At 45.7% G+C, this 25,631-nt stretch carries 25 protein-coding genes, 15 tRNA genes and 1 rRNA gene; 38 read left to right on the top strand and 3 right to left on the bottom strand.

Annotated features, from left to right (window positions below; genetic code table 11):
* The 20 genes from ABIE27_RS24090 to ABIE27_RS23995 form a co-directional block, all read left to right on the top strand.
* Positions 1-141, top strand: a 23S ribosomal RNA gene (locus ABIE27_RS24090); the annotation flags it as partial.
* Positions 142-209: 68 nt separating this feature from the next.
* Positions 210-285, top strand: a tRNA-Asn gene (locus ABIE27_RS24085).
* Position 286: 1 nt separating this feature from the next.
* Positions 287-378 (top strand) — tRNA-Ser (locus ABIE27_RS24080).
* An 18-nt stretch (positions 379-396) separates the two neighbouring features.
* A tRNA-Glu gene (locus ABIE27_RS24075) sits at positions 397-468 on the top strand.
* Between the two features lie 100 nt (positions 469-568).
* Positions 569-644 (top strand) — tRNA-Val (locus ABIE27_RS24070).
* Between the two features lie 15 nt (positions 645-659).
* A tRNA-Met gene (locus tag ABIE27_RS24065) sits at positions 660-733 on the top strand.
* A gap of 28 nt (positions 734-761) precedes the next feature.
* Positions 762-839 (top strand) — tRNA-Asp (locus tag ABIE27_RS24060).
* Between the two features lie 96 nt (positions 840-935).
* A tRNA-Phe gene (locus ABIE27_RS24055) sits at positions 936-1,008 on the top strand.
* A 21-nt stretch (positions 1,009-1,029) separates the two neighbouring features.
* A tRNA-Thr gene (locus ABIE27_RS24050) sits at positions 1,030-1,105 on the top strand.
* 9 nt (positions 1,106-1,114) lie between these two features.
* Positions 1,115-1,200, top strand: a tRNA-Tyr gene (locus ABIE27_RS24045).
* Between the two features lie 6 nt (positions 1,201-1,206).
* Positions 1,207-1,280: transfer RNA gene (locus ABIE27_RS24040), tRNA-Trp, on the top strand.
* A gap of 27 nt (positions 1,281-1,307) precedes the next feature.
* Positions 1,308-1,380: transfer RNA gene (locus tag ABIE27_RS24035), tRNA-His, on the top strand.
* Positions 1,381-1,394: 14 nt separating this feature from the next.
* Positions 1,395-1,469: transfer RNA gene (locus ABIE27_RS24030), tRNA-Gln, on the top strand.
* Positions 1,470-1,473: 4 nt separating this feature from the next.
* Positions 1,474-1,548 (top strand) — tRNA-Gly (locus tag ABIE27_RS24025).
* A gap of 6 nt (positions 1,549-1,554) precedes the next feature.
* Positions 1,555-1,628: transfer RNA gene (locus ABIE27_RS24020), tRNA-Cys, on the top strand.
* Between the two features lie 32 nt (positions 1,629-1,660).
* Positions 1,661-1,739, top strand: a tRNA-Leu gene (locus ABIE27_RS24015).
* A 393-nt stretch (positions 1,740-2,132) separates the two neighbouring features.
* Complete coding sequence (locus tag ABIE27_RS24010) at positions 2,133-2,711, top strand: cupredoxin domain-containing protein (RefSeq protein ID WP_429351686.1); 579 nt, start codon at positions 2,133-2,135, stop codon at positions 2,709-2,711.
* Positions 2,712-2,760: 49 nt separating this feature from the next.
* A complete protein-coding gene (locus ABIE27_RS24005) occupies positions 2,761-3,336 on the top strand; it encodes an RNA polymerase sigma factor (RefSeq protein ID WP_123064751.1) in 576 nt (191 codons plus the stop codon).
* Between the two features lie 155 nt (positions 3,337-3,491).
* The gene (locus tag ABIE27_RS24000; RefSeq protein WP_161556928.1) at positions 3,492-4,103 is read left to right on the top strand and encodes an anti-sigma factor; all 612 of its coding nucleotides are present in this window, start codon (positions 3,492-3,494) and stop codon (positions 4,101-4,103) included.
* Between the two features lie 277 nt (positions 4,104-4,380).
* Positions 4,381-5,283, top strand: a complete 903-nt coding sequence (locus ABIE27_RS23995; RefSeq protein ID WP_429351685.1) for a methyltransferase domain-containing protein — start codon at positions 4,381-4,383, stop codon at positions 5,281-5,283.
* Positions 5,284-5,427: 144 nt separating this feature from the next.
* On the opposite strand, the gene ABIE27_RS23990 is transcribed toward ABIE27_RS23995, so the two are convergent.
* Positions 5,428-7,848: an AraC family transcriptional regulator gene (locus ABIE27_RS23990; protein ID WP_429351684.1), complete on the bottom strand. Its 2,421-nt coding sequence runs from the start codon at positions 7,846-7,848 to the stop codon at positions 5,428-5,430.
* 508 nt (positions 7,849-8,356) lie between these two features.
* On the opposite strand from ABIE27_RS23990, the gene ABIE27_RS23985 reads away from it, so the two are divergent.
* The 12 genes from ABIE27_RS23985 to ABIE27_RS23930 all read left to right on the top strand — a co-directional run bounded on the left by ABIE27_RS23985 (position 8,357) and on the right by ABIE27_RS23930 (position 18,918).
* Complete coding sequence (locus ABIE27_RS23985) at positions 8,357-8,665, top strand: LiaF transmembrane domain-containing protein (protein ID WP_123064747.1); 309 nt, start codon at positions 8,357-8,359, stop codon at positions 8,663-8,665.
* Positions 8,666-8,703: 38 nt separating this feature from the next.
* Positions 8,704-9,375 (top strand): PspA/IM30 family protein, encoded by a 672-nt coding sequence (locus ABIE27_RS23980; RefSeq protein WP_123064746.1) that lies wholly within the window; start codon positions 8,704-8,706, stop codon positions 9,373-9,375.
* A 4-nt stretch (positions 9,376-9,379) separates the two neighbouring features.
* Complete coding sequence (locus ABIE27_RS23975; RefSeq protein WP_123064745.1) at positions 9,380-9,616, top strand: PspC domain-containing protein; 237 nt, start codon at positions 9,380-9,382, stop codon at positions 9,614-9,616.
* A 17-nt stretch (positions 9,617-9,633) separates the two neighbouring features.
* A complete protein-coding gene (locus tag ABIE27_RS23970) occupies positions 9,634-10,128 on the top strand; it encodes a PspC domain-containing protein (protein WP_429351683.1) in 495 nt (164 codons plus the stop codon).
* 1 nt (position 10,129) lies between these two features.
* The gene (locus ABIE27_RS23965) at positions 10,130-10,837 is read left to right on the top strand and encodes a PspA/IM30 family protein (protein WP_090919700.1); all 708 of its coding nucleotides are present in this window, start codon (positions 10,130-10,132) and stop codon (positions 10,835-10,837) included.
* A gap of 162 nt (positions 10,838-10,999) precedes the next feature.
* Positions 11,000-11,647, top strand: coding sequence for a cell wall-active antibiotics response protein LiaF (gene liaF / locus ABIE27_RS23960; RefSeq protein WP_123064743.1), 648 nt, complete (start codon positions 11,000-11,002; stop codon positions 11,645-11,647).
* Between the two features lie 36 nt (positions 11,648-11,683).
* Positions 11,684-12,799, top strand: a complete 1,116-nt coding sequence (locus tag ABIE27_RS23955; protein ID WP_123064742.1) for a sensor histidine kinase — start codon at positions 11,684-11,686, stop codon at positions 12,797-12,799.
* Entirely contained in the window at positions 12,741-13,409 is a 669-nt protein-coding gene (locus ABIE27_RS23950; protein WP_123064741.1) for a response regulator transcription factor, read from the top strand. Before ABIE27_RS23955 ends, ABIE27_RS23950 begins: the two co-directional genes overlap by 59 nt.
* A 195-nt stretch (positions 13,410-13,604) precedes the next feature.
* A complete protein-coding gene (locus ABIE27_RS23945; protein ID WP_429351682.1) occupies positions 13,605-14,435 on the top strand; it encodes a YwmB family TATA-box binding protein in 831 nt (276 codons plus the stop codon).
* 178 nt (positions 14,436-14,613) lie between these two features.
* Positions 14,614-16,164 carry a glucose-6-phosphate dehydrogenase gene (gene zwf / locus ABIE27_RS23940; RefSeq protein WP_123064739.1) on the top strand — a complete coding sequence of 517 codons (1,551 nt, stop codon included), beginning with the start codon at positions 14,614-14,616 and terminating at the stop codon, positions 16,162-16,164.
* Between the two features lie 376 nt (positions 16,165-16,540).
* On the top strand, positions 16,541-16,939 hold the full coding sequence (locus ABIE27_RS23935; protein ID WP_053783291.1) for a DoxX family protein: 399 nt from the start codon (positions 16,541-16,543) through the stop codon (positions 16,937-16,939).
* Positions 16,940-17,334: 395 nt separating this feature from the next.
* Positions 17,335-18,918 carry a peptide chain release factor 3 gene (locus ABIE27_RS23930; protein ID WP_123064777.1) on the top strand — a complete coding sequence of 528 codons (1,584 nt, stop codon included), beginning with the start codon at positions 17,335-17,337 and terminating at the stop codon, positions 18,916-18,918.
* Positions 18,919-19,079: 161 nt separating this feature from the next.
* Here the strand turns inward: ABIE27_RS23930 and sspI are convergent, their stop codons facing one another.
* The gene (gene sspI, locus ABIE27_RS23925; RefSeq protein WP_123064738.1) at positions 19,080-19,313 is read right to left on the bottom strand and encodes a small acid-soluble spore protein SspI; all 234 of its coding nucleotides are present in this window, start codon (positions 19,311-19,313) and stop codon (positions 19,080-19,082) included.
* Between the two features lie 168 nt (positions 19,314-19,481).
* Here sspI and ABIE27_RS23920 point away from each other — a divergent pair, with 168 nt between their 5' ends.
* The 5 genes from ABIE27_RS23920 (at position 19,482) to ABIE27_RS23900 (ending at position 23,282) form a co-directional block, all read left to right on the top strand.
* The gene (locus ABIE27_RS23920) at positions 19,482-20,144 is read left to right on the top strand and encodes a potassium channel family protein (protein WP_429351681.1); all 663 of its coding nucleotides are present in this window, start codon (positions 19,482-19,484) and stop codon (positions 20,142-20,144) included.
* A 42-nt stretch (positions 20,145-20,186) separates the two neighbouring features.
* A complete protein-coding gene (locus ABIE27_RS23915) occupies positions 20,187-20,975 on the top strand; it encodes a TrmH family RNA methyltransferase (protein WP_123064736.1) in 789 nt (262 codons plus the stop codon).
* 276 nt (positions 20,976-21,251) lie between these two features.
* A complete protein-coding gene (locus ABIE27_RS23910; protein ID WP_123064735.1) occupies positions 21,252-21,500 on the top strand; it encodes a hypothetical protein in 249 nt (82 codons plus the stop codon).
* A 440-nt stretch (positions 21,501-21,940) separates the two neighbouring features.
* Entirely contained in the window at positions 21,941-22,528 is a 588-nt protein-coding gene (locus ABIE27_RS23905; RefSeq protein ID WP_429351680.1) for a sigma-70 family RNA polymerase sigma factor, read from the top strand.
* Positions 22,515-23,282, top strand: a complete 768-nt coding sequence (locus ABIE27_RS23900; protein WP_429351679.1) for a DUF3600 domain-containing protein — start codon at positions 22,515-22,517, stop codon at positions 23,280-23,282. The genes ABIE27_RS23905 and ABIE27_RS23900 overlap by 14 nt, the downstream gene beginning before the upstream one ends.
* A gap of 62 nt (positions 23,283-23,344) precedes the next feature.
* On the opposite strand, the gene ABIE27_RS23895 is transcribed toward ABIE27_RS23900, so the two are convergent.
* Positions 23,345-24,229: an AraC family transcriptional regulator gene (locus ABIE27_RS23895; RefSeq protein WP_123064732.1), complete on the bottom strand. Its 885-nt coding sequence runs from the start codon at positions 24,227-24,229 to the stop codon at positions 23,345-23,347.
* Between the two features lie 115 nt (positions 24,230-24,344).
* Between ABIE27_RS23895 and ABIE27_RS23890 the strand changes: the two genes are divergently transcribed.
* A complete protein-coding gene (locus ABIE27_RS23890; protein WP_429351678.1) occupies positions 24,345-25,505 on the top strand; it encodes a Gfo/Idh/MocA family protein in 1,161 nt (386 codons plus the stop codon).
* The last annotated feature ends 126 nt before the right edge of the window (positions 25,506-25,631 follow it).

Genomic DNA, 25,631 nt, shown 5'->3' with positions numbered 1-25,631 from the left:
GCATCTAAGCGTGAAGCCCCCCTCAAGATGAGATTTCCCAGTATGTAAGACCCCTTGAAGACGACGAGGTAGATAGGCTGGGGGTGGAAGTGCAGCAATGCATGGAGCTGACCAGTACTAATCGGTCGAGGGCTTATCCAATAGCAAGTTTTGATCGCGTGAATTTCGTTTCGAATCTAGTTTTCAGAGAACAACACTCTGAAACATATTCCCTGATAGCTCAGTTGGTAGAGCACTCGACTGTTAATCGAGTTGTCACAGGTTCGAGTCCTGTTCGGGGAGCCATGGAGAGGTGTCCGAGCTGGCCGAAGGAGCACGATTGGAAATCGTGTAGGCGTCACAAGCGTCTCGAGGGTTCGAATCCCTCTCTCTCCGCCATAATTCTTCTTTAGGTAAGGCCCGTTGGTCAAGGGGTTAAGACACCTCCCTTTCACGGAGGTAACAGGGGTTCGAATCCCCTACGGGTCATTATTATTTTCAAACTATAAACCGAGATGAGAAACTCATCACTTCAAAAAAGAGTTGATTTTCACATCGGTTATATGGTAAGATCATAAATGTGTTGTTCGGAGGCTTAGCTCAGCTGGGAGAGCATCTGCCTTACAAGCAGAGGGTCGGGGGTTCGATCCCCTCAGCCTCCACCATATAATTTTTGATGACGCGGGGTGGAGCAGCCCGGTAGCTCGTCGGGCTCATAACCCGAAGGCCGCAGGTTCAAATCCTGCCCCCGCAATTAAAGCTTTCTTTAGTGAAAGTGATCTGGAACCGTGGTGTAGTTGGCCTAACATGCCTGCCTGTCACGCAGGAGATCGCGGGTTCGAATCCCGTCGGTTCCGCCATTTAAGTTTTAACATGAGGGAAGTTGTTCACTACATCTGCTGTATGGCACTGATGCCCTGGATAAAGTGTAGCGACTCAAGCTTAAACTTTATTATGGCTCGGTAGCTCAGTCGGTAGAGCAGAGGACTGAAAATCCTCGTGTCGGCGGTTCGATTCCGTCCCGAGCCACCTTGATAAAAAACTTAATATGCCGGTGTAGCTCAACTGGTAGAGCAACTGACTTGTAATCAGTAGGTTGGGGGTTCAAGTCCTCTCGCCGGCACCATGTAATCCTGGAGGATTAGCGAAGTGGCCAAACGCATCAGACTGTAAATCTGCTCCCGTACGGGTTCGGTGGTTCGAATCCATCATCCTCCACCAGTTTTTAGGGGCATAGTTTAAAGGTAGAACAACGGTCTCCAAAACCGTTGGTGTGGGTTCAATTCCTGCTGCCCCTGCCAATTAATTTTAATAGTAGTTTTTATATGGCGATCGTGGCGAAGTGGTTAACGCACCGGTTTGTGGATCCGGCATTCGGGGGTTCAATTCCCCTCGATCGCCCCTTTGTTATCTAATGGGGATTAGCCAAGCGGTAAGGCAACGGACTTTGACTCCGTCATGCATAGGTTCAAATCCTATATCCCCAGCCATTATGCGGACGTGGCTCAGCGGTAGAGCATCGCCTTGCCAAGGCGAGGGTCGCGGGTTCGATTCCCGTCGTCCGCTCCATAATAAGGCGCCATAGCCAAGTGGTAAGGCACAGCTCTGCAAAAGCTTTATCCCCAGTTCGAATCTGGGTGGCGCCTCCAGCATATTTTTACTATATGCTATAATCAAATAAGCCGGCGTGGCGGAATGGCAGACGCGCTCGACTCAAAATCGAGTGGGAAACCGTGGAGGTTCGAGTCCTCTCGCCGGTATTTATTTAAAGAGTTCATTAGAGTTTATCTCTAGTGAACTCTTTTTTGTATTAAGTTTTTTGAGTTTTAATACTGTACTCGTAATTTAAGTTGAAAATACGTCAAAACTGCCTAAAGATTTATTCTAAAGATAACGAATTATTTTAAAACAGTGCTTCCTAAGTAAATAAGAAATGATTGGTTAGTTAGGGGCCTGGGTTTCATTTACGCCCACTTCAATTCGATATGTAAGTGTATCTTGTATTCTGCGTATTAAGTACTTTTCCATAAAATCAGCATGATGACTCTTTAAAATAAAAATTCAAGGATATCAAACCGATTAAGGATATAACTCGTTTCTTATGATTGGATACATTTATGCGACTATTTTTTATTCTAGGGAGGAAAGCAATAATGAACAAATCAGCAAAATATTTATCCTTACTTTTGGTAATGGGCCTATGTTTAACATTGCCACAGTTAGCGGGTGCAGAAGCATCAGCTCACCATCACATGACAGGAACAACAGAGCAAAAGGACGTAAAGCCATCGTCCAAGCAAACGGGTTCTACAGCTAACAAAACGACCAAACCAACTAAGCCAACCCAACCAACCAAACCAAAGAAATCAGCGCCTGCAACTACTACAGATAAGAAAAAGTCTACAAAGAAGAAGAGTGATGCATCCAAATCTTCTAAAGATACTAAAAAACCTACGGGTACCCAAGCAGAGAAAAGCAAGACTTATGTAATTGAAATTGCTGATTTTGCATTTCAAACTGCAGAGCTGAAAATCAAGGTTGGTGATCGTGTTGAATTTGTAAATAAGGATCAAGTTAAGCATTCCGTTGTTGCAGAAGATGATTCTTTCGATACAGGACTACTGGGCGAGGGAGAGAAGTCAGTGATTACGTTTAAGAAGGAGGGCGAGATCAATTATCACTGTGGGCCTCATCCAAGTATGAAAGGGGTAATTAAAGTTCTCTCCAAGTAGTCCTGTGATTGAAATTGCTCTACCTGACAGGAGAGGGGAAGACTTTTGAATGCAGGAGTATTCCGATTACCAGCTCATTTTGCTGATTAAACAAAAAAAGCAAGAAGCATTATCAGAATTATATGATCGGTATGCTTCTCTCATATACTCATTCGCCTGGAAGGCTCTTCAACAGGAGGACGGTGCTCGGGAAGTGGTGCAGTCCGTTTTTGTCAGGATATGGACAACAGAGGCGGAATTTGATCCCAATAAGGGCCATTGCCGGAACTGGATCATCACGATCACACGTCATTTGGCTATTGATTGGCTACGTAAGCAACGAAGTCTGTCGAGCCAGGTAGTGTCTTATTATACAGCCGAGAAGCTGGAGAGAATTGCAGAGCTTGCTGAACTATCGGTCGAAAGCCAAGTTGAAAAACAAATGTTGAAGGAGCAGATTAAAGGAATGCGTGAATTCCTGTCTCAGCAGCAACTTCAATTGCTCGAACATTTTTATTGGCAAGGATACAGCTTGAGTGAGTTAGCTGCGCACTACCAGGAGCCTTTGGGAACAGTTAAAAGCCGACTGCACCAGACACTGAAAATACTGCGTAAGCATTTGCTTGCGGGAGGGGAAGAGTGGTAATGTCGTCAATACCCGTCTGCTCATACATGCTGGAATACCTATCGGATCCTTGCTCAGAAGAAGGCAAAGCTTTCGAAAGGCATCTTAGTGACTGTGCATCATGTAAGCTTGAAGTAGAACAATTACGGCTAGGTTGGGAGGCGATTCCAACGCATATGAATCAAGTGGAGTTGCCATCTGATTTAAAACAACAGGTGATGGAAGCGGCATGGGGGAAAAGCAACGAAAGCACCTCGCCAGATCTTGTAGAACATCATCGAAGAAGTAGCAGATTCAAGCGGCTTACGAAGCGTTATAACAATCCAAAAGTGAATCTTGCAGTAGCTTCTTTACTTATCCTTCTTGGGGCCAGTTTGATAGGAAATGTAGTTTTAGTTCAAGAACGCATCGAACAACCTGTAACTTTAATGAATTCGATGGATTTGCCAACTTCTGAGATACAAAAGGTTATGAAGTTGAAATCACTTACTTCTGGAACGAGTTATGGAGTAGCTTGTATTGTAGGCACCGGAAAAGATCAGCAGTTTGTCGTCTACCTGTTCAATCCTCCACAGACGGAGAAGAACGAGGTTTATCAGGTATGGTTAAACAAGGAGCAGGCATACCATAACGCAGGCAAGCTGAAAGTAGAAAATCAGATGGGGCTTGCTGTGCTCGCAATTCCAATGGGCAACCAGGCATGGAGCTATGATTCCATTGCGATTACGCTGGAACCTGATTCAACGGGACTTGTTCCGCGTGGTCCACAGATGTTTCGTTCAAGTTAACAGATTACAGCGTGATACAGCTTTCTTTTCGCAATACATTGCTGGACACTGCCCCTCTAGAGGTTAGATAAGAGATCGTAGTAAATTCGTGTACTCATTGAGTTGCCAGACTGTTAAAAAAACAACACAGAAGAGAGCTTCACATCCTTCTGTGTTGTTTTTCCGTTTGAACATAAGTAACATAAAGGTTGACGTGCGATTACATTCAATATATTGTAGATATATTAAGTCTATAATATGAAAGGACGTGAAGAAGCTGACAACTCAACCGAGTACAGTGAACGCAGCATTATTATTTGACCTGGGTGTCTGGGAAGAAGCATGGAGAAACCGCCCGAGAAGTTCAAGATATAAGCAAAAAAGTGCCCCTTTTGATACAGAGGAAGCATTCGAACGTTGGGCCCGGAATTATCATGCTCAGTCGTTTACGGAGGAAGGCAAGAACCGCTCGGCACGTATTATGGGCTGGATTGAAAATCAGGGTGTAACATTTGAAGGAGCCTCGGTGCTGGACGTGGGTGCGGCCTCTGGTATATTTACGATCCCTTTTGCAGAAAAGGGAGCCACGGTCACTGCAGTTGAGCCTTCTGCTCTGCTTGTCTCGTTAATGCAGGAAACCATTCCTGCTGAACTGGAGAATAACATTACGATTGTATCCGAGCGATTTGAAGAAATCTCTATACTGGATAAAGGTTTGGAGAAACAATATGATATCGTATTTGCCTCAATGTGCCCGGCGATGTCTGATTGGGAAACGATAGAGCAAGCCATTCACTGTGCCCGAAAGTATGTTTATGTTAGTACGATTGCCGGTGCCAAAGAGCATACACTGATGGATGAGCTCAGAACAGTGCTTGGCGTGGATGCTCCTTACAAGGCAGGGGACATGGCATACCTCCAGCAGTTGCTTTACCTCAAGGGATATTCATATACAATGATTATTACAAAAGAAGTGAATGATTTTGAGATTGAGACAGAAGAATTGATTCAAAAGCTCCCTGAGTGGCTTCACACCTATGAAATGCCTACCGATGCGGCAGCATTAAGTAAAGCTGAAACGTACATTCGTGACACCTATACGAACGGCGTAATTCCCTTTTCTCGCGGAGCAAGATTTGGTAAAATGCTGATTCAGCTAGAGCAAGCTCATATGAAAACCGTGTCAGCAGTCAAAAAGTAAACATGGAAACTAAACGAGAGTTACTTCGAAGATTAGATAAATCATGCTACAGGCAGGCCCAGTTATAGCAAGGCAGGCACTTTAGGTACCGTGGGCAAGCTGGCAGCCTACAAAAACGTCCTAAAGTGCATCTGCATCTTAAACCTATCTTTTAACAGCCCGCTCGTGGTGCCTCTTACGCTCCCGGTATCTTCCGGGAGTCATACCCTCCCATTTTCGAAAAGAACGGATAAAATTTTGCGGATTAGTATAACGAAGCCGTTCAGCGATTTCTTTTACCGTCCAATCCCTCTCGTCCAGCCATCTTTTGGCGATATTCAGCCGGTACCTTGTCAAATACTCACTAAATGAAGCGCCAGTTTCTTTACGGAAAACGCTGCTTAAATAGTTAGCATTGTAATGAAGCCGCATCGCACATTCGTCAAGCGTTAGGTCTTTGTCGTAATCTTGCTGGATAATAGCAATCACTTTCTCTGAAATATGCTGAGATTGTGCCAACTGTCTTTCTTTAAAAATGTGAATCACAGGCAGAATCACCCGCTGGCTGAACCAATGCTCCACCTCAACAGCGGATTGTAAAATATGAAGTTCTTGAAAAAGAGAGCGGTGGCTCTGACTGATCTGTGCAAGTCGAATGCCAGAGTCTTGTACGAGCTTCAAGATTTGTGTTAATAGCCGCATGAGAGCGTACTGATACTCTTCTGGAGTGCACTCCAGTGAAAATAGAGTCTCTAGCAGTTCGATCAGCTGTTGGGTAGCAACAGCCTCGTCTGCTTGCTGAATAGATTGAAGCAGAGAGTACTCTATTGCCTCGGGATAGGTCATGGCCCACGCTGCTGAAGTCAAATCATGTTGCTGGTATTGTACGATAATGCCTGTCCCAAGCCGCATCCGATGTTTAAGCGCATCTATGGCTTCGTTGTACGCCTGTGGAATATGATTCATGAATGGATGTGGCTGACTTAGACCGATACTGACCTTCAAATCCAAAACCTCATGGATCTGTTGCTGTAATCGTTCTGTTAATCGTGAAATGTGCTCCGAAAACAGCATTAGATCTCCTTCCGTACTGCCAATCACGGTTACAACATGTTGTTCCAATACAATGGGAAGTAGTTGCTGATCAGGCTGAAGCGTTTCTTCAAGCATGTTCTGGATGGCAAATAAGAGCAGAGAACGATCTTCCATTTTATATTTAGAGTGGTTTATTAGTTCAGGCTGTAGCGCAATGACGGCAATTAGTTGCCACGTAGAAGCGTGTGTGACGTAGCCCTGTTCTCTTAATGTGCTGTGTAATGTTTTAAAGCTGGTTTTGCCTTGAAGCAACTGCATCATAGCGTAGGTACGTATCTGGTTCTGATGCTGATTTAAAGTGGATTCCAGTTGAGAATGTGCATCGGATAACTGAGAAACACCCATTCGAATCTGCTCCAGTTCATCAGGCATAATCATAGACTGTTTTGGTACCACGGAATAGCCTTTGTGGATGATATGATCGCCTAATTGAGTAAGAATCCGTCTGATAGGGGCGAGCATTCGTTGGGAGCCCAGCCACGCGAGCAGCAGCGAAAGCAAGAGTATGGCCATACTGATATATAGCGTATGGAATCCGATTTTAATATAGTCTTGAGTCAATGTATTCTCCGGAGAAATGAGAATATATGTCCATCCTTTTAATGTAGAAGGACTATAAGTTAACGAATAATCTGCATTGGCAAGTTGCACTTCACGCTCAGCATAAGCGTCTGAGTACATTACAGGTGGTAACGCCTGAATGTGTTCTCCGTTTTTCCGATCACGCAGGCCTATCGCAGACAAAGGTTGTCCAATAAAGGATGCATTCGGGTGGGCAATGATCCGTTGTTCCCGATTTATAATGATCAGACCTGAGGCTGAGGCTTCAGTTGTCGGGGATTGCGCCAGCGGATTTTGCATATAACATGCCGGAATTCCAGCGATCAGTGCTGCATTGGACGATGCACTTGCATCGGGAATCGTTCTTGCGAGCGTAATATGATAAATGCAGCCTTTATCTGAAAGACGCTCGCTTGAGATGCTTTGCTTGTCTTCATCTTCGTTACTAAATATGGTTGAGGGTGCGAGTTGCCATCCCGAGGTTAGTGTATCCGCAATTAGATCTTTCATGGGCAGTGATAACGGGAAGCGAGTGTTGGTATAAAAGCCGGCATGATTAATAAGCCAATCCTTGGATTGGTCCACCAAAATAATATCGAGCAGAGGTTCCCATGACTTCATATGCTGGAACTCTGTCTGCAGGTCGCCCGCTTGTAACTTGCTGACTCGTTGAAGTGAATTAGAGTCCGTAAGAGAACGAAGTGTAATCGGAGAGCGCACCGCTTGATCCAGCATGTAACTGACCGTAGCGAGTTTGTGCTCTACATTGGACTGGATTTGTTCGAGAAGCTGTTGATTCGCTTGTGTCCGGTGCAGCTCAGTCTGGTTGGAAGAATAAATAAAAGCAGCAATTCCCGTGAGCAGAATTGGCACTGTACTTAACAGAAGTCCGAAGATGATCATTTTATGTAGATAGCTTAGTGTTCGCACATGTCCACCCCTTGATGGAAAATAGATTTCATTACTTCTTTATTTTAGTAAACGCTTTCAATTAGAACAATCTAATTTTTGTTTATTTGGATAAAAAAGTAATTATAGAAACGAAAGCATGTAATTTACGTACTATAGAGATAACGGCTTTTTCCTATTAGACGGTGGGGCTTCCGTGAGATGTTTCCGTTATAAGGGTAATAACAGGTATCCGAATTGCGGTGTTTTGGTGAGAATGCCCTAAGTCCTGGCCGCGGACAGTCCAAGGTCCAAGCAGACCCCCGACCTGAGTCTAGGATCAAAAACCGTCCGCAGTCTGTTTTGAAAAGTTGCTGAATCCCCTAGAATAAGGACATAAGGTTAAACAAGAAACACGGAAACAAAAACAAGCAAGTTTTCAACAAACGAATTAAACGATTCATTGAACAAATGCAGGGATTAGGCTAACAGCGATTAAGTTGAAGTTCAAAACAAAAAAGTAAGTCGGGAAGGGCGGTGAACAACAATTATGAGAATGAACAAGGGAAATGGCTGGGCGATTGTGTTGATTGTACTTGGTGCATTGATGCTCTTCGGAAAGTTAACACCATTGCTTGGACATCTGATGGGTTATCTGATTCCGGTCCTGATGGTTGCACTGGGGTATTACGGAATTAAAAGAGGAAATGTAACGCTTGGATGGATCGTGCTTATCATCGGTATCGTATCTCTGATGGGCAAACTTGCTTGGATGATCGGGCCGATTATCGCAATCGGATTGATTATCTTCGGTATCTCGATGCTGAGCAACAATCGCAATTCACGTCGCCGTTATTAAGTAGGTTCACGATCAAGTAAAAGGAGGGACAGAACATAATGAGTGTATTTCGTCGAATGCGGGATATCACCGTAGCTAGTCTGAACGAACATCTGGAGCAAAGTCAGGACCCGGTTAAACTGATTGATCAGTTCCTGGTCTCGACCCGCCAAGACATTGGAGAAGCCGAGAAGCTTCGACACCAGTATGCAAGTCATACAAGACAAATGAAACAGCAGGCAGATCAAGCCGCCGCTATGGTTAACAAACGAGAGGAACAGGCATCTATGGCTTTGAAAGCCGGAGAGGAACATCTCGCCAAGCTGGCTCTGCAGGAGAAAATTCTCCACGAGGAAAAAATGGATCAATACACCGAATTGTACACACAAAGCGCTGCTGCACTGCAGGAACTCGATGAACAGATCAATCAGTTGAAGGCAGAGTATCAGAATGTGTATAGCAAACGCCAATATTACTATGCTCGAATGCAAACGATTCAGTTGCAACAACGAATGAATCAACGCGGAAACTACAGTGGTCAAAACGTACCCGGCATGTTTAACAAGCTTGATGACCAAGTCTCCGATCTCGAATATGAGGCGCAGAGTCTTCGGGAAATCCGGCGAATGGGTCAGGATGGTTCCGGCTTATCCGGTAACATGTCATCCTCTGCACTGGACAAAGAGCTGGAACGCTTGAAGCAAAAGCTCAATAACGATAAAAAGGAGTAGTCAAATGAATAAATTATACCGCTCAACGCGTAACCGTATGCTGACAGGTTTGATCGGCGGCATATCTGAAAATCTAGGATTTAGTACCACGCTGCTACGGATCATTTTCTTCATCAGTATCTTCGCAACGGGTGGTACATCTCTATTCATCTACTTCATCGCAGCGTTAGTTGTACCTAAGGAACCTAACTACGCAGATCCGTACGTATACGGTCCCGATCACAGTAGAGGTTACAAGTAAACGAAAGGAGCAAGCACATGAGCAAACTATACCGCTCAACGCGTGACCGAATGATGACCGGTCTAATCGGCGGCATATCCGAAGCAATTGGAATGGATTCTACGCTGCTACGGATCATCTTCGTCATCAGTATCTTTGCAACCGGGGGCACGACGTTGTTAATCTACTTCATCGCCGCTCTCGTCGTACCAAAAGAGCCTTTCCCGCCATATGATCCATATGGATACGGCCCGGGTGCTGGCAGAGGGTATGGTGGTTACGACCATCAGCCCCCAAGAGATCCTTTTAACAGCAACCCTAATCAACCGGGTCCCGGCTTTGGCCCTGGTCCAGGATACAACAGCAGACCGCAGTCCGGCCCGCGTTCCTATGACAACAACACGTATGGAACAGGAAGCCAGCACGAAAGTGAACTGGATTCCATGATGAAAGATATTGAGAAGAAGGCACTGAAAAAAGAAGTTGAAGAGCTTCGCCAAAAATTATCTCGTTACGAGAAGGGAGAAAAGTAAAATGGGAGTATTTAAACGGATTAAGGATATGACGAAGGCATCTGTAAATGATATGTTGGATAAAGTGGAAGATCCGATTGTAATGTTGAACCAGTACTTGCGTGATATGGAGGCCGAAATTCATGAGGCTGAGGTGACTGTAGCCAAACAAATGGCTAACGAGCGCCGCATGAAGCAACGTCTGGATGAGGCAGAACGTACTTCGGTACAACGGGAGTCCCAAGCTGAAGCTGCTCTGTCCAATGGTCAGGAAGAAGTAGCACGTAAATTGCTGGAAGAGAAAATTTATTTTGATCAAAAAATTGAGGAATACCGCGAACTGCACGCTCAATCAGAAGCACAAGCGAAAGATCTGTTGCAACAGTTGCATGATATGAAAGATGAATTCTACAAAATGCGCAACAAACGTAATGAGCTGGTATCCCGTGCACAGATGGCTAAAGCTAAGAAACAAATGTCTTCGATCAACAGCTTGCATTCCATTGAGAGCGGAAGTGCATCCCTTGGATTCCACCGCATGGAAGAGAAGATTATGCAACTTGAAGCTGAGGCAGATGTTGCCCGTGCACCATACCGCAATACTGGAGCTTCCTACACCAATCCGGTTGATCTGGAGAAACAATTCAAAGTAGATCAACAATTGCAGGCTCTGAAAAATAAAATGGGCAATGGTTCCAAGAACGAAGCAATCGATACTTCTAAAGAATAACTGTTCGCTTGCTGGACAATATGATATTCTATAGATCGTGTAACCTATACGATTCGTAGAGCAAAAGTTAAGCCATACAGGACTTCATTGCCTGCTATGGCTTTTCCGTCGAATGAAGAAAATCCAGATCGTAGTTGAACTTACAGAGGAGGTGCGGCAGAGATGAGTAAAAAAAGTCACTGGATTGCAGTCATTATTATTGTGGTTGGTTTTCTGATGCTCTTTAACCGGAATATGAACTTGCTGACGGCTGCCGCACTTATTTTGTTAACGGTCGGAATGCTTCAGATTCGAAAAGGAGAAACAAAAAAAGGGTATCGTTATCTTGGTGTTGGCGCAGCCTTGCTGCTCTTGGATAACTTGATGATTGTCTTTTTAATTGTACTCGCATCATTAGCTTATTTTTATTCCAAGAACAAAAAGATTCATCTACATGATGATGTCATGAAAAAACAAAATTTTATGGCCCGTTATTACTGGGATCAATCCTCCTGGAGGCTGCGCAGTATGAGTCTATGGCATGCCATTGGCGAGGTCAACGCGGATCTGTCCCTCTCTATTCCTGAAGAGAAGCAAACGATTGTGCTGTTGCAAGGGGTTATGGGCAATGTACGTCTAACGCTGCCTGAGGATTACGGGGTTGAGATTGAGGCATCTGTGCTGTTTGGCCGAATCAATCTGCTGGGCGAGCAGGATAGTGGCATGATGAATCGATTAGTATGGAGAACTCCTGGATATGAATCCAGTGAATATAAAGTAAAATTTGTTATTTCGTATATTGTTGGCGACTTAAATATTCATAATCCGTAGTACTAAGAAGTGGATGAGGAAAAGGAGGAGTCCCGGATGAAGGACAGAAAACATACCGATATGGTTACCCGAAGTATGCGTGAAGGGATCCTCCTTGTTTTCATTGTGTTTGCTGTTATTTTATATGTATTGTATACATATGGTTATCTGGCCCCATTTGCAGGCTGGCGTCATCTTATACAGTCCGGGCTGGCTCTGTTGCTGCTTCTGATCGGAATTGGGGCGGTATTTGGATTTTATCAGAGTTACAGGGTGAAAAGGCGGCTAGAATTGTTAACGGAAACGTTGCTGCAATGGGAAAAAGGTTCACTCTCCCGTACGGTACCCGACCTCGGTCAGGATGATGTCGGCCGGCTTAGTGAACAGCTGGGTCGCATCGGCAAAAAGTGGGAGGATCAGGTATCATCCCTGCAAAGGTTATCTACGAACAATGCACAGCTTGCCGAACAGGCCAGAATTACAGCCATTGTAGAGGAGAGACAAAGGCTCGCAAGGGAATTGCATGATGCGGTATCACAGCAGTTATTTGCGATCTCGATGACAGCAACGGCGGTAGGCCGGAAGATGGAGAAGGATTTTGAACGGGCACAGCGGCAGGTTGCTTTGATTGAAGAAATGGCTTCGGTTGCTCAGTCCGAGATGAGGGCACTGCTGCTCCATCTGCGGCCAGTCTATCTGGAGGGTAAACATCTCGAGCAGGGTTTGCGTGATCTGGTGATGGAATTAAAAACGAAAGTGCCGATGGAGATTGTACTGGAGATGGACGAAGATATTCATCTGGTAAAGGGAATTGAGAATCATTTATTCCGAATCATTCAGGAAGCGATGTCCAATACATTGCGTCACGCAAAAGCGGAGAAAATGGAGATCAGGTTGCAACGCCGAATGGATGCGGTGCGTGTACTGATTCGAGACGACGGGCAGGGCTTCGATCTGGATGAACAGAAGCAGGCTTCATATGGTTTGGCGAATATGCGTGAACGGGTTACGGAGATCGGGGGAGCCATCCAATTTGTGACGGCACCTGGCAAAGGAACACGGATTGAGATTACCATCCCTTTGATGAACGATGAAAGCGAGGTAGAACATGTCAATGGAACCGGAAGTCGAAACGGAGACGGAAGCGTCGATCAGAGTATTGCTCGTGGATGATCATGAGATGGTGCGTATAGGTCTTGCCGCGGTTCTTGATACGGAAGACGGCATTGAAGTAATCGGTGAAGCCGGAAGTGGAGAGGAAGGCATCCGGCTTGCACAGGAGTATAAGCCGGATGTTGTGCTGATGGACCTTGTCATGGAAGGTATGGATGGCATTGAAGCGACACGTCAGGTGCTCAAAATGAACCCGGAATGTAAAGTCATTGTGCTGACCAGTTATCTGGACGATGAGAAAATGTATCCGGTCATTGAAGCAGGAGCTTTCAGTTATCTGCTGAAAACGTCCAGAGCCAATGAGGTAGCTGATGCGATTCGTGCCGCTGCCCGCGGACAATCTGTTCTGGAATCACAGGTAGCATCCAAGATGATGAATCGGTTCAGACAGCCGCAAGCGGCAGCACCTTTACACGAAGAGTTAACCGATCGCGAGATGGATGTTCTGCGGTTGCTGGCGCAGGGCAAGTCCAATCAGGATATTGCGGATGAACTGATCATCGGTATTAAGACGGTTAAGTTCCATGTAACCAACCTGCTGGCCAAACTGGATGTGGATGACCGGACACAGGCTGCTATCTACGCTTATAAGAATGGATTAGCCGAGTAAGATGATGATGTAACCGCAAGGTGTGTGTCTGCAATGGAAAGAAATATGAACAGAAAGCTCGTTCTGCCCTAACGTGGTGGATGGGCTTTTTTTGTGCATCCGTAGAGAGAATATGGTAGAAGGTATAGGTCAAGTCTGAAGAGGGCATGCTGTTGATAGATTCATAGATTGGCAGAGCGAACGGGGGGAATTCACTTGGTAAAACGTTGGATGAATACAGGGGTTGTTGCCATAGCCATTATTATTTTAATCGGGGTTACACAGGTATATGCAGAGAATGCAGAAGTAGAAAAGAAAGGTTCTGGTACCGAAGTGGCAGGACTGGAGCAATTGTTACATACAGCAGATGCAGTTATAAAACATGCAGATCAATGGGTGATCAAATGGCAAGTCGCAGGCCACGGGTATGCTCGTACGCAAGCTGTGAAGCTGGCAGCAGATCTGGGACTTGAAGCACCCGTTCAAGATGTTCGAACCGGACATGATGTCTATCGAAGCGAAGGGGAAGTTGGCATGTCTGAATCTCCAATAGGGTTGTTGCTTAATGTGGCGAGTACAGAACAGGATGAATATTATGTGATCGTGCAGCTGGCAGGAAGAGCAAAACTGGATCGTCAGGCATTGCTTGCTTTACATGGTCAGGTGGAGGAGGCGATGACTGAAAACGGTTTGAAAGAAGCAAGCTGGAATATGTCCGTACAGGGCAAGTTAAGTGAGATGAGTGAAGGGAATGGAGAATCATCCACAATAGACGTATCAAATATAGTTCAGGCTAGTGTGGGGATTAAGCCCGGTGAACAGTTAGCAGCGCTGGAAGCCAAGCTCTTTTGTGAACTGGATATGACGGAAGTTGAGCGTTATGAGGATGTAGCTACAGCCAGTGTTTCGTATCAGGCGACAGAGTTACCGCTAAAGATTCTGAGCGGCTCACACCTATTAAATATGCAACTTGCGGTACATCAAGTTAGTGGGCAGGATGATGCGCGTGTTACTGTCGGTTTTCCGGTGATCACGATTGAATATTAAATGATGGAGGTAATGATATTGTAGCTGAATCCTGGCAGGTGATATGCTAAAATAGCATCACATCCAAGTTGGGACTTGCTGGTAATTGTCATTTAGTTTAATGAGATCGACTGAACTGAACACTATTACATAGCTCGGGAAGCGGATTAGAAGATCTTCCCGGAGGAAAGAGGGGCCTATGGACAATAAACAAATGCAAAATGAAGTACAGACACCAGGTGCAGTATTTTTCATTTTTGGAGCAACGGGAGATTTGGCCCGCCGGAAGTTGTTTCCGGCCATCTACAGTTTATACCGTGAAGGCAAGCTTGCTGATGACTTTGCGGTCATTGGCGTAGCTCGGCGTCCGAGGTCCAAGGAACAGTTTCGGGACGATCTTCTGGAATCTATCCAGGAGTTCTGCCGTTACCCGGCGGGGGATTCGCAGGAGTGGAACGCTTTTGCTGAGCATTTTGAATATAAATCACTGGACATCAACAACGTGGACGGGTTCCGGGAACTGCGGGAGCAGACGGAACAGTTGGAGGCTAAGTTCAAAACACCGGGAAATCGGTTGTTCTATCTGGCACTGGCACCTGAGTTGTTTGGCAGTGTGTCGTACAGTTTAAGAGATGGCGGCATGCTGGAGAGCAGTGGATGGAATCGTCTGGTGATTGAGAAGCCGTTTGGATATGATCTGCCATCGGCCGAGAAGCTGAATGAACAGATCCGCGAGGTGTTTAGGGAAGAGGAAATCTATCGGATTGACCACTATCTTGGTAAGGAAATGGTGCAAAATATCGAGGTAATTCGCTTCGGGAACGCCTTCTTTGAACCACTATGGAACAACAAACACATTGCGAACGTTCAGATTACACTGGGTGAGACAGTTGGTGTAGAGGAACGCGGAGGATATTATGATCATTCCGGCGCCCTGCGTGATATGGGGCAGAATCATATGTTGCAGATGCTGACGATGATCGCGATGGAGCCGCCAAGTCGTCTGTTCCCGGAGGATATCCGGGATGAGAAGGTGAAGGTGCTCCGTTCCCTGCGAGAGTTTACGTCAGATGAAGATGTGCGTAACAACGTTGTACGTGCCCAGTATACGGAAGGGGAGTACCGCGGTAAACAGCTTCCCGGATATCGTCAGGAAGATAAGGTTGATCCGGAATCGAATACGGAGACGTATTTTGCTGCACGCGTATTTGTAGATAACTTTCGCTGGGCTGGTGTGCCATTCTATATTCGGACAGGCAAACGTCTGCCGGTGAAAACAACGGAAATTGTAGTTGAGTTCAAATCAATGCCGAATAACGTATACCTCGGTAAAAAATATAAGCTTGAGCCGAATCTGCTTGTGATTCGGGTGAATCCGATGGAAGGCATTTATATCAAAATTAATGCCAAAAAGCCGGGCTCGGATTCCGAGATTCAGCCCTTGGCGATGGACTTCTGCCAGAGTTGCATGATCGGAATCAACTCGCCCGAAGCTTATGAGCGCCTGCTGCATGATGCAGCAGAAGGCGATTCCACATACTTCACCCGCTGGGATGAAGTGGCGACTGCTTGGTCTTTTGTCGATCGGATCGCGGCCGCTTGGGGACGTAATCAGGGTGAGTTGTACACGTATCCGGCAGGAACGTGGGGCCCGGAGGCAACAGCCAAGCTGCTGGAGCAGGATGGTTTCCATTGGTGGCCGGTGAATGGGCAGGATGAGGACAGCGTCATTTGGCATGTGAATGGTTAGCAAAGGGCCTTGGAAGATCGCATGAAAGATGCGGTCTTTCGGGCTTTTTTCAGTTGATGCCCCATCGAAGTTACGGACAAAGAAGTAGATCCTAAGTGGCTCCATCAAAAGGAAATAAATAATTTAAATTAAGTTGTTGACAAAAAGTAAGTGAATAACTTATACTCAACACATGAGTTAAAGAGTTAAGCAAAAGACCTGCTGCGTTCGGTCAAAACGTGATATAGAAATTCCGACACAGAGGAACGTTCATGAGATAAAAGGTAAACCAGTTGAAGGGGTTTGCGGGCAGACAGAATCATGAAAAAAAATTTCGCATAATATCTTTAATCTAAGAATACTATTTTGTATATATCGAATGGAGGAAAAGAAAATGATGTTGGATGTAGGATTGTTGTTGATTCGTTTGGTGATTGGTTTGTCGTTCATGGCGCACGGGGCACAGAAGTTGTTTGGATGGTTCGGAGGATATGGAATCAAAGGTACAGGCGGATGGTTTGAATCCATGGGCATGAAACCTGGTGCACTCGTTGCTTTGCTGGCAGGACTTGCTGAATTCGGCGGCGGATTGCTGCTCGCGCTGGGTCTTCTGACACCGGTAGGCGGAATTCTGATCGCACTGACTATGGTGATTGCCATCGTTAAGGTACACGGTGCTAACGGTTACTGGTCTACACAGAACGGATTTGAGTATAACCTCGCCATCCTTGTGGTGGGTGTGGCTCTGGCTCTGACAGGCGGCGGGCAATATGCGCTGGATGCACTGATCTTCTAAAATCGAATGATCTGTAAGACATGAGAGGAACCCGAATGCCAGTTACATGGCGGAAGGGTTCTTTTTTGTGAAGAAAAGTGTTGAATTGGTGGAAGCTAATCGGTTATTTTCGGCACAGATTATGGTACAATAGGAGAGTTGAATTGAGAACGAGGGAAAAAGCATGAATGGAAGCACTGATCTGAAAGGATGAACTCCATTGTAAATGTGTAAAATGAATTTATCGTGTACCTCTGATGATGAGGATGACATGCGAGTTTATAATCAACCGGCTTAGCCTTGGTGGCATAAAGTTTTAGAGCTTACAACTAGGTTTGAAAGTTTACCGAGTGAATCTATGGATGACCGGCGCTGACCGGATTAACGTGAATGAACGGATGAAAGGGATAGACGCTATGAGCAAAGCTGCAAATAACATTCTTCAAAAGGAAGTGGACAAACGCCGGACGTTTGCCATTATCTCTCACCCCGATGCGGGTAAAACGACTTTGACCGAGAAGCTGCTGTTGTTCGGGGGAGCGATTCGCCTTGCGGGAACGGTTAAAGCCCGGAAAGCGAGCAAACACGCGACAAGTGACTGGATGGAAATTGAGAAACAACGGGGGATCTCGGTTACGTCCTCTGTAATGCAGTTCGATTATCTGGATCATCGGGTGAACATTTTGGATACTCCTGGTCACCAAGACTTCAGTGAGGACACGTATCGTACACTTACAGCTGCTGACAGCGCGGTGATGTTGATTGACGTGGCAAAAGGTGTCGAAGCACAGACAATTAAATTGTTCCAGGTGTGTGCGAAGCGCGGCATTCCGATCTTTACGTTTATCAACAAGCTCGACCGTGAGGGTCAAAGTCCGTTTGATCTGATGGAAGAACTGGAGAACGTGCTGGGTATTCGCTCCGTGCCGATGAACTGGCCGATTGGAACAGGCCGCGATCTGTGCGGTGTGTATGACCGGATGAAAAATCAGGTGGAACTGTTCCAGGGCGACGATCATTCGACGATCAAAGTGCAAAAAGTCGATGGATACAAAGATCCGATTATCCGTGAGATGGCGGGCGAGTATCTGCATGATCAGCTGTGTCAGGAGCTTGAACTTTTGGATGTCGCGGGTGACCCGTTTGATATGGAAAAGGTACAGCGTGGCGAATTGACTCCGATCTTCTTCGGTAGTGCAATTAACAATTTCGGTGTGCAGACGTTCCTGGAGAACTTCCTGGAACTGGCTCCGAAGCCAGAACCGCGCCGCAGTACCGCAGGCGAAATTGAACCAACGAATGAGAAGTTCACTGGTTATGTGTTCAAAATTCAGGCGAACATGAACCCTGCGCACCGCGACCGGATCGCGTTCTTGCGGATTGTATCGGGCAAATTCGAGCGAGGGATGAGCGTTAAACATAATCGTGTGGGCAAGGAAATTAAACTGTCCCAGCCGCAGCAATTTCTGGCACAAGATCGGGATATTGTTGAAGAGGCTTATGCAGGCGACATTATTGGTTTGTTCGATCCGGGCATTTTCCGGATTGGGGATTCGCTGAGTCAGGGCAGTGAAGTGGTATTCGATGAATTGCCAACGTTCTCGCCAGAGATTTTTGCGAAGGTAACGGTTAAAAATGCCTTGAAACACAAACAGTATCAAAAAGGGATCGATCAGCTTACGGAGGAAGGTACCATTCAGGTATTTAACACGGTGAGCTTTGATGAGACCATTCTGGGCGTAGTTGGTCAGCTCCAGTTCGAGGTATTTGAATACCGGATGAAGGGTGAATACGGGGTAGATGTGCAGCTGCAACGGATGCAGTATCAGTTTGCCCGCTGGATCGTGGACGAGAACTTAGACCCGAGTAAATTCCGGATCAACTCTGCCCTGGTAAAAGATAAAAAAGGAAACTATGTTGTACTCTTCGAGAATGAGTATGCGATGAGAACGGCGATCGATAAAAATCCAACGGCGAAGTTCCTGGAAACTGCGCCTTAATGTTACCGAGATATAATGAAATCCCTCCGCCGCGTGGTGGAGGGATTTTTTGCTTATCCTTACCTATTTGGCAGCATTATTCTAACTGCCGGGTTAGGGGGACTTTTTTTTGCAGACAGAACAAACGGTTTGATGGTTCCCTTATCCCGCTAATACTTCGGTTATCGAAGTGGTTGAACGGGAATGGTGTGCAGATGCTCCTGCGCGATTTGAATCATTTCATCCTGCTTGGCAGGTTCGGTGTTCTTCCAGATCATCTCGAAAATGGCACCAAGTCCAGGCAAAGCTGCTTCAGGTCCATCCACTGATCCTTCGATCATCTCCCGGAGCTGGTCATCACTCTTGTCATGGACCTTATGAACAATCGCTTCACGCAAGCTTAATGTAATGGGCATCGCAATTCCCTCCTCGTGTTATTCGGCTGCTGTATTACTGTTCCCTGTGGAGGATGAGCGCATTCAAGTTTTTCTGTCTTTGTGGTATACTACGAAGGATTATTTACGTTGGCATCGTACCGGAATTGGTACGTCTTGCCGTAATGCAGCGGGAGGTTAAATACCCTGATGACGAAGAAACAATATGCTGTAATCGGTATGGGACGATTCGGGTCAAGTATAGCGCATGCACTGAGCGGTATGGGGTTTGACGTGCTGGCGATTGATGCGAACGAGCAGCGGACGCAGGAAATGTCCAATGTGGTGACCCATGCGGTATCGGCAGATTCAACGGATGAAGAAGCGCTGCGAGCGCTGGGAATACGTAATTTTGACGTTGTCGTTGTAGCGATTGGCGAAGATATACAAGCGAGTATTTTGACCACTTTGATATTGAAAGATATGGGTGTACCCGTATTGATTGTAAAAGCTCAGAATGAATTGCATGGCAAGGTGTTGCAGAAGATTGGTGCGGACAAAGTGATCTACCCTGAACGGGATATGGGTCTGCGTGTAGCGCATCACTTAACATCCCCCAACATTCTGGACTATATTGAGTTATCTGAGGATTACAGCATTCTGGAGATGAAGGCCTCTGAGCAGATGATTGGCAAAAACCTGCTGGAGCTGAACATCCGGGCACGTTTCGGCTGTAACGTTATGGCAATTAAAAGCGGGGGTTCGATGAACATCTCTCCTTATGCCGAGGATCGGATTGCAGATGGAGATGTGCTGGTTATTGTCGGGCACAAGGATCATCTGACCAAGCTGGAGCTGGCCTATCCAAAGTGATTAAGGAATAATAATGAGCCCGAAAATGGGAAGGATGGAACGATGGATATTGTATCACCGCAAAATACACGTGTAAAAGAATGGGCACAGTTGCTGGAGAAAAAGCATCGAACCCGTCAACATAAATATATAATCGAGGGTATTCATCTCGTACAGGAAGCATTGCGTGCCGGAGCTGATCTGGAGTGTATCGTGTACGATGGTGAGCAGGGAGTGCCTGTAGAACTGGCTGGACTGGAGAATCCACTGAAGCGAGTCGAGTGGGTCAGTGTGTCTCCTGCCGTGATCGCCAAATGTACGGATACGATGACACCTCAGCCGATATTTGCCATCGTGCGAAAAAGCAAAGAGTCGCTGCAAAGTCTTATCGCAGAGCCACAAGGATTGGTGGTTGTGCTTGATGGTGTGCAAGACCCTGGCAATGTGGGTACGATTATTCGCAGTGCGGACGCTGCCGGAGCCGCAGGTGTCGTTCTTGGCGCTGGTTGTGCGGATGTGTATAACCCGAAGACGATTCGATCAACGATGGGCTCTTTGTTTCATCTGCCTATTGTGGAGGGCGAGTTGCAGTCGTTGCTTCCTGAAGCAAAAGCCGCAGGCGTGAGGCTGGTTAGCACCTCTTTGCAGGCAGCGTATTCGTGTTACAGTTATGATTTTACCCAGCCTGTGTGGCTTGTTATAGGAAATGAGGGCAAGGGCATCTCGGACACCACGGCACAGCTCGTTGATGACGCAATTACGATTCCGATGCAGGGACAAGCTGAGTCGCTTAACGCCGCGATGGCAGCAACGATATTGTTGTTTGAAGCGATGCGGCAGCGGATGGTTTAACAAATAAAAAAATCCTGCTGTCCAATTTTATTTTTTAACGTTTTCCCAACCATTGTTCAAGTATTTTTCTCTATCATTCTATAAGTGTATTTACTTAACCCAAAGTATTAACTATAATAAAGACAATTAAATTGAATATCTCAAATCGGAAGCACCGATCAACCTTAAAGGGTTAGATTGGTGCTTTTTTATTTTTTAAGGGAATCGAGGAAGAGATAGCCAAAGTGCAGGATCAAAATAAACATACGTTTGATTTTGGGGAAGGGGAAAAGTGATATGGAGAAAGAAGAAGAGTTACTCCTGGTTGTTCGGCTAATGGTTGGAGGAGGATTATTGTTTTTGAGCCGAGGCATTTATCAACTGTATGGTCACGATCTGCTAAACAGAACTTTTATGGAAATTGTATTCATTTTCATGTTTGTGGTGATGATGCGGTTGTTTCGTAAGTTGTCACTTTTTCAACTCGCCTTAGATGTATTAAGGGATGTTTATCGCTTATATAGAAAGAGTCGGAATAGTGACTAAGACAGCTCTTTTAACCGGTTATCAACCTATTTTCTAGAGTATTGCAATGGGATCGTACGCAGTGGCTCTTGTTGATTGTCTGAACTTTCCTTGTTAACTATCCCAAATGAGGTAAGATTATTGGTATCTTCAAAAGAATGTGCCACGCTCACGTTAATGTACAAGATGCTGCCAGCGGTCTTTGGTATTGGTACGTGATCAGGGAGACCTTAAAGGGAGTTATCTGGATGCTACAGGTTCAATTATGTTTTGTATATGCTATGGTCAAAGGACTACGGCTTGGTTATCTCATTCCAATTTTTCTATGTATGAGCCTATTCCAACTTCAGCCCGAAGTTTTGGGAATAGGTTTTTATTATGTTTATAAAAAATTTAAAATTAAATCGAACGATATCATAGACCTAAACCAATATATAGTATCAGCAGAAAGGGGATGGAAAATGAGTGAACAGAATGAGTACATAACATTGGTGAAACTTACCTTGGCTGGAGACCATGAGGCTTATGGAGAGTTATATGAGAAGACGGTAACGGATGTGTATCGTACGGTTCGTTTTCTGGTGCATGATGCGGCGGATGCCGAGGATCTGGTGCAGGAGATTTATATTCAGGCTTATCGATCTCTGGCACGATATGATCCTGGACGTGCTTTTCGGCCTTGGTTAATGGGGGTTAGCATGCGACAGGTCAAAAGTTACCGACGTAGGAAAATGATGCAGTTTCGCTTTAAGCAACGGATGGAGCAGATGGATACAGCTATGGAATATGATTTTTCACCACATCTGATTCGTAAGCTGGCCAATCTTCCCTTACTAGAGCAGGTAAAGCGTCTGCCTTACAAGTTGCAACAGGTAGTGACTTTACACTATCTGAACGAATATACCCAGGAAGAAGTCGCTGATATTTTAGATATCCCGCTGGGTACGGTCAAATCTCGAATTCATGCTGCACTCACCAAGTTGAGACAGAAGCAGCAACTGCACTCTGAATTTGCGAGAAAGGTGGACAATGCCAATGAAATTGGATGAACAGTTACGGTCGGCATATCAGGAGAAAACGAAAGATTGGATCATCTCGGATCGTGTCAAACATAATGTAATGAATGGAACTCTGAGAAAAACGACTAATGTACAACGAAGCAAAACATGGCGGGTGACCATACTGCTGCTGGCAGCGCTTCTTATCCCTACAGGTGCTTACGCGGGGTATACATATCTGGCTGACAGTATATATGGTTCACGGGAAAACATCACCCCGTTAGGTGGGACAGCAGCAGATTACGAGCGATTGGAAGCAAAGCTGCAGCAGGCCAAGGCTCATTTTACGGAAAGTGAATTCGGGCTTTATATGGGACTGCTCAAACAATTTGGACAAATGGCATTGATCCATGCTGATGCCCAGGGGAAAATGAATCCGGATACCTGGAGTATAGAGGAGCAGGAAAAGTACAAGCAGATTACAGCAAAGCTTGAGCCCTTTTTTGATAAAATAAATTCGTTAGAGAACAAGTCGTCAAAATCTATACCTGTTTCACCGAGGCTGATGGATGAGGATGAATTTTGGACGGAACAGTTTACCAAGGCTGAAAAGTTGTTTACGAAGGAAGAATATGCCGACTTTAGATCCGTATATGAACAAATGAAGACGTATAAAACGAAAGTAGAAGATACGGACGGGAGTTACCACATGGAGCGTTTATCCAAGGATCAGCGGGCTGATCTGGATCAATTGACAGAGTATATGAGTGTGTATTTGGAAAAACTGGGGCTGGATGTACGCTGATTCATACGGTTCATCTATTCCATATCATCTCATATGTACGTTCTAAGGGAAACGTCAAAACGTCATCTCATTCCACTCCTCATCCTTAACCGATACTGATGTGGTGTGGTGCCGGTAGCTTTACGAAATACTTTGCAAAAATAAGATGGACTGGACATGCCGACACGGTGGCCGATCTCAGGAATGGATAAAGATGTACGACCGAGCAGTACGCAGGCTTGACGAATACGGGTGGCTTGAGCATATGCAATAATGCTGGTGCCGGTTGCCTTTTTAAACACATGGGACAGGTGATAAGCAGAGAGATGCAGTTCATCTGCAATATGGGCTAAACGAAAAGGTTTCGCGAAGTGTTGCTCAATCCACTGCATGGCTGCTCCGGCGTGGGGATCGATGATTTCTGAACGCCCTGTTGGTTGGTTTGACGAATACTGATCTAGGGGACGGGCTGTTATATTCCAGATGTAGCGTAATTGCGTCAGTGCATCCAGTACAAAAAGACAGGCATCTTCCGCAGCTTCATGAGGTAATAATTCAGGGTATTGTTCACCGAAAAGTTCCATTCGCTGAATGAGTGGTGAATCCGGTAGGAGAAAGATCGGTTGTATAGAATGCTGCTCATTGAGAAGGTGTTCGGTAAATTGATGAGTGGCTATGAAGTGTGGCCAATAGGCATGTAGTAACTCTAGCTCCACCATAAGCACCGTGCGTATAAACGGGTGTGCTTCAGATAACTGAATTTGCACATGGTGCATCTGAAAAGGCCGGAAAATCATCAGTGTACCCGGTTCAAGTGGAAATACCTGTCCCTCGGTAATCAATTGTCCGTAACCGTCATGAATATAGGTTAATTCTAGCTGTGAATGAGCATGAAAGACCTCGCGAAAGGCTACATGGGATGTACGGCGACATGCCAGGCTGAATTGCCTATCACTTATATGTGACATAGAAATCAGATGACCTCCCTTACCATCGCAAGATAGTTATATTTTATCACAGAATACATGCATAAAAGCGCTCTATTCCGAGGTATTGTGAAAGAACTAAGGGAGGGATAGAGTGATGATTAAAGTAGCTATTATTGGTGCTGGTGCGATTAGTAGTGCGCATATCTCTGCGTATATGAAGTTCCGGGAGCGATGCCGGATTGTAGCTGTGGTCGATGTGTATGTGGAAAAAGCGCAAAAGCGAATCCTTGAGTACGGACTACATGATGCTGTTGCTGTAAGGGATTATCATGAACTGCTACAAAACGATATTGATCATGTATCGATCTGTACACCTCCGTATACCCATGCTTCCATCGCGTGTGATTTCATGAAGGCTGGCAAGCATGTATTGGTTGAAAAACCGATGGCTTCTTCATTGGAGGAAGCGGATCAGATGCTGAAAGCAGCGCAGGATAGCGGCAAACTGCTGTCGGTTGTTGCCCAGAATCGGTTTACCACTCCCATGATGAAGCTTAAAAGTGTAATAGACAGCCGTCAAATGGGGCCCATTCTCCATGTTCAAGTGGACTCCTACTGGTGGCGAGGATATAGCTATTATGATCTGTGGTGGCGTGGGACTTGGGAAAAAGAAGGAGGCGGCTGTACGCTTAATCATGCGGTACATCATATAGATGCCATGCTCTGGATGATGGGGGCGCCCATCGAGGTGCAGGCTATGATGGCCAATACGGCACATGATAATGCCGAGGTGGAGGACATATCCATGGCGATGCTACGCTTCAGCCAGGGAGCAGTGGGTATGATTACAAGTTCCGTGGTACATCACGGAGAGGAGCAGCAGTTAATTTTTCAAGGAAAAGAAGCCCGCGTGTCGGTTCCCTGGAAAGTAGTCGCATCCACTTCGCAAAGTAATGGATTCCCCGAACCTAATCCGGATCTCGAACGGCAGCTTCAGCAGCAGTATGATGCATTGCCGGAAGTTATTCATTCAGGTCACGCCGGACAGGTACAGAATGTGCTGGATGCTATAGAGAAGGGGACATCGTTAGTTGTTGATGGAGAGAGCGGACGTGATACGCTGGAGCTAATTGTTGGGATATATAAGTCTGCAAGTACTGGGGAGAAGGTGGTTTTTCCTATACCATCGGACGATACATTTTATTCCAGAGAGAGTATGATGCGGCATGTTGTTCACTTTTATGAAAAGAAGTCGTCTGTTGAAAATTTTGAGGATAGGGGCATTACGCTTGGACGCAGATTGGATGCAGAGTGAACAAAGATAAGATAACGTTTAAGTAGTACCTCATTATGCAGGAAACAGAAAAATATAAAATGAGAAAGAAGCCGCTTTATCTACGGATAAAGCATTTTTTTTTATTCAAATACGATCGTGATCCTC

This window comes from Paenibacillus sp. 4624 (assembly GCF_050435065.1).
GTDB classification, from domain to species: Bacteria; Bacillota; Bacilli; order Paenibacillales; family Paenibacillaceae; genus Paenibacillus; species Paenibacillus amylolyticus_D.
Note: the sequence above shows the minus strand (reverse complement) of the source record. Positions and strands in the feature narration are given on the sequence as shown.

Coding starts and splice junctions, on each gene's coding strand:
- ABIE27_RS23980 (WP_123064746.1), top strand. CDS start 8,704: ATGAGTGTATTTCGTCGAATGCGGGATATCACCGTAGCTAGTCTGAAC.
- ABIE27_RS23930 (WP_123064777.1), top strand. CDS start 17,335: ATGAGCAAAGCTGCAAATAACATTCTTCAAAAGGAAGTGGACAAACGC.
- ABIE27_RS23985 (WP_123064747.1), top strand. CDS start 8,357: ATGAGAATGAACAAGGGAAATGGCTGGGCGATTGTGTTGATTGTACTT.
- liaF (WP_123064743.1), top strand. CDS start 11,000: ATGAGTAAAAAAAGTCACTGGATTGCAGTCATTATTATTGTGGTTGGT.
- ABIE27_RS23920 (WP_429351681.1), top strand. CDS start 19,482: ATGACGAAGAAACAATATGCTGTAATCGGTATGGGACGATTCGGGTCA.
- ABIE27_RS23900 (WP_429351679.1), top strand. CDS start 22,515: ATGAAATTGGATGAACAGTTACGGTCGGCATATCAGGAGAAAACGAAA.
- ABIE27_RS23965 (WP_090919700.1), top strand. CDS start 10,130: ATGGGAGTATTTAAACGGATTAAGGATATGACGAAGGCATCTGTAAAT.
- ABIE27_RS24000 (WP_161556928.1), top strand. CDS start 3,492: ATGAATCAAGTGGAGTTGCCATCTGATTTAAAACAACAGGTGATGGAA.
- ABIE27_RS23905 (WP_429351680.1), top strand. CDS start 21,941: ATGAGTGAACAGAATGAGTACATAACATTGGTGAAACTTACCTTGGCT.
- ABIE27_RS23935 (WP_053783291.1), top strand. CDS start 16,541: ATGTTGGATGTAGGATTGTTGTTGATTCGTTTGGTGATTGGTTTGTCG.
- sspI (WP_123064738.1), bottom strand. CDS start 19,313: ATGCCCATTACATTAAGCTTGCGTGAAGCGATTGTTCATAAGGTCCAT.
- ABIE27_RS23910 (WP_123064735.1), top strand. CDS start 21,252: ATGGAGAAAGAAGAAGAGTTACTCCTGGTTGTTCGGCTAATGGTTGGA.
- ABIE27_RS23950 (WP_123064741.1), top strand. CDS start 12,741: ATGGAACCGGAAGTCGAAACGGAGACGGAAGCGTCGATCAGAGTATTG.
- ABIE27_RS23955 (WP_123064742.1), top strand. CDS start 11,684: ATGAAGGACAGAAAACATACCGATATGGTTACCCGAAGTATGCGTGAA.
- ABIE27_RS23890 (WP_429351678.1), top strand. CDS start 24,345: ATGATTAAAGTAGCTATTATTGGTGCTGGTGCGATTAGTAGTGCGCAT.
- ABIE27_RS24010 (WP_429351686.1), top strand. CDS start 2,133: ATGAACAAATCAGCAAAATATTTATCCTTACTTTTGGTAATGGGCCTA.
- ABIE27_RS23915 (WP_123064736.1), top strand. CDS start 20,187: ATGGATATTGTATCACCGCAAAATACACGTGTAAAAGAATGGGCACAG.
- ABIE27_RS23975 (WP_123064745.1), top strand. CDS start 9,380: ATGAATAAATTATACCGCTCAACGCGTAACCGTATGCTGACAGGTTTG.
- zwf (WP_123064739.1), top strand. CDS start 14,614: ATGGACAATAAACAAATGCAAAATGAAGTACAGACACCAGGTGCAGTA.
- ABIE27_RS24005 (WP_123064751.1), top strand. CDS start 2,761: ATGCAGGAGTATTCCGATTACCAGCTCATTTTGCTGATTAAACAAAAA.
- ABIE27_RS23895 (WP_123064732.1), bottom strand. CDS start 24,229: ATGTCACATATAAGTGATAGGCAATTCAGCCTGGCATGTCGCCGTACA.
- ABIE27_RS23970 (WP_429351683.1), top strand. CDS start 9,634: ATGAGCAAACTATACCGCTCAACGCGTGACCGAATGATGACCGGTCTA.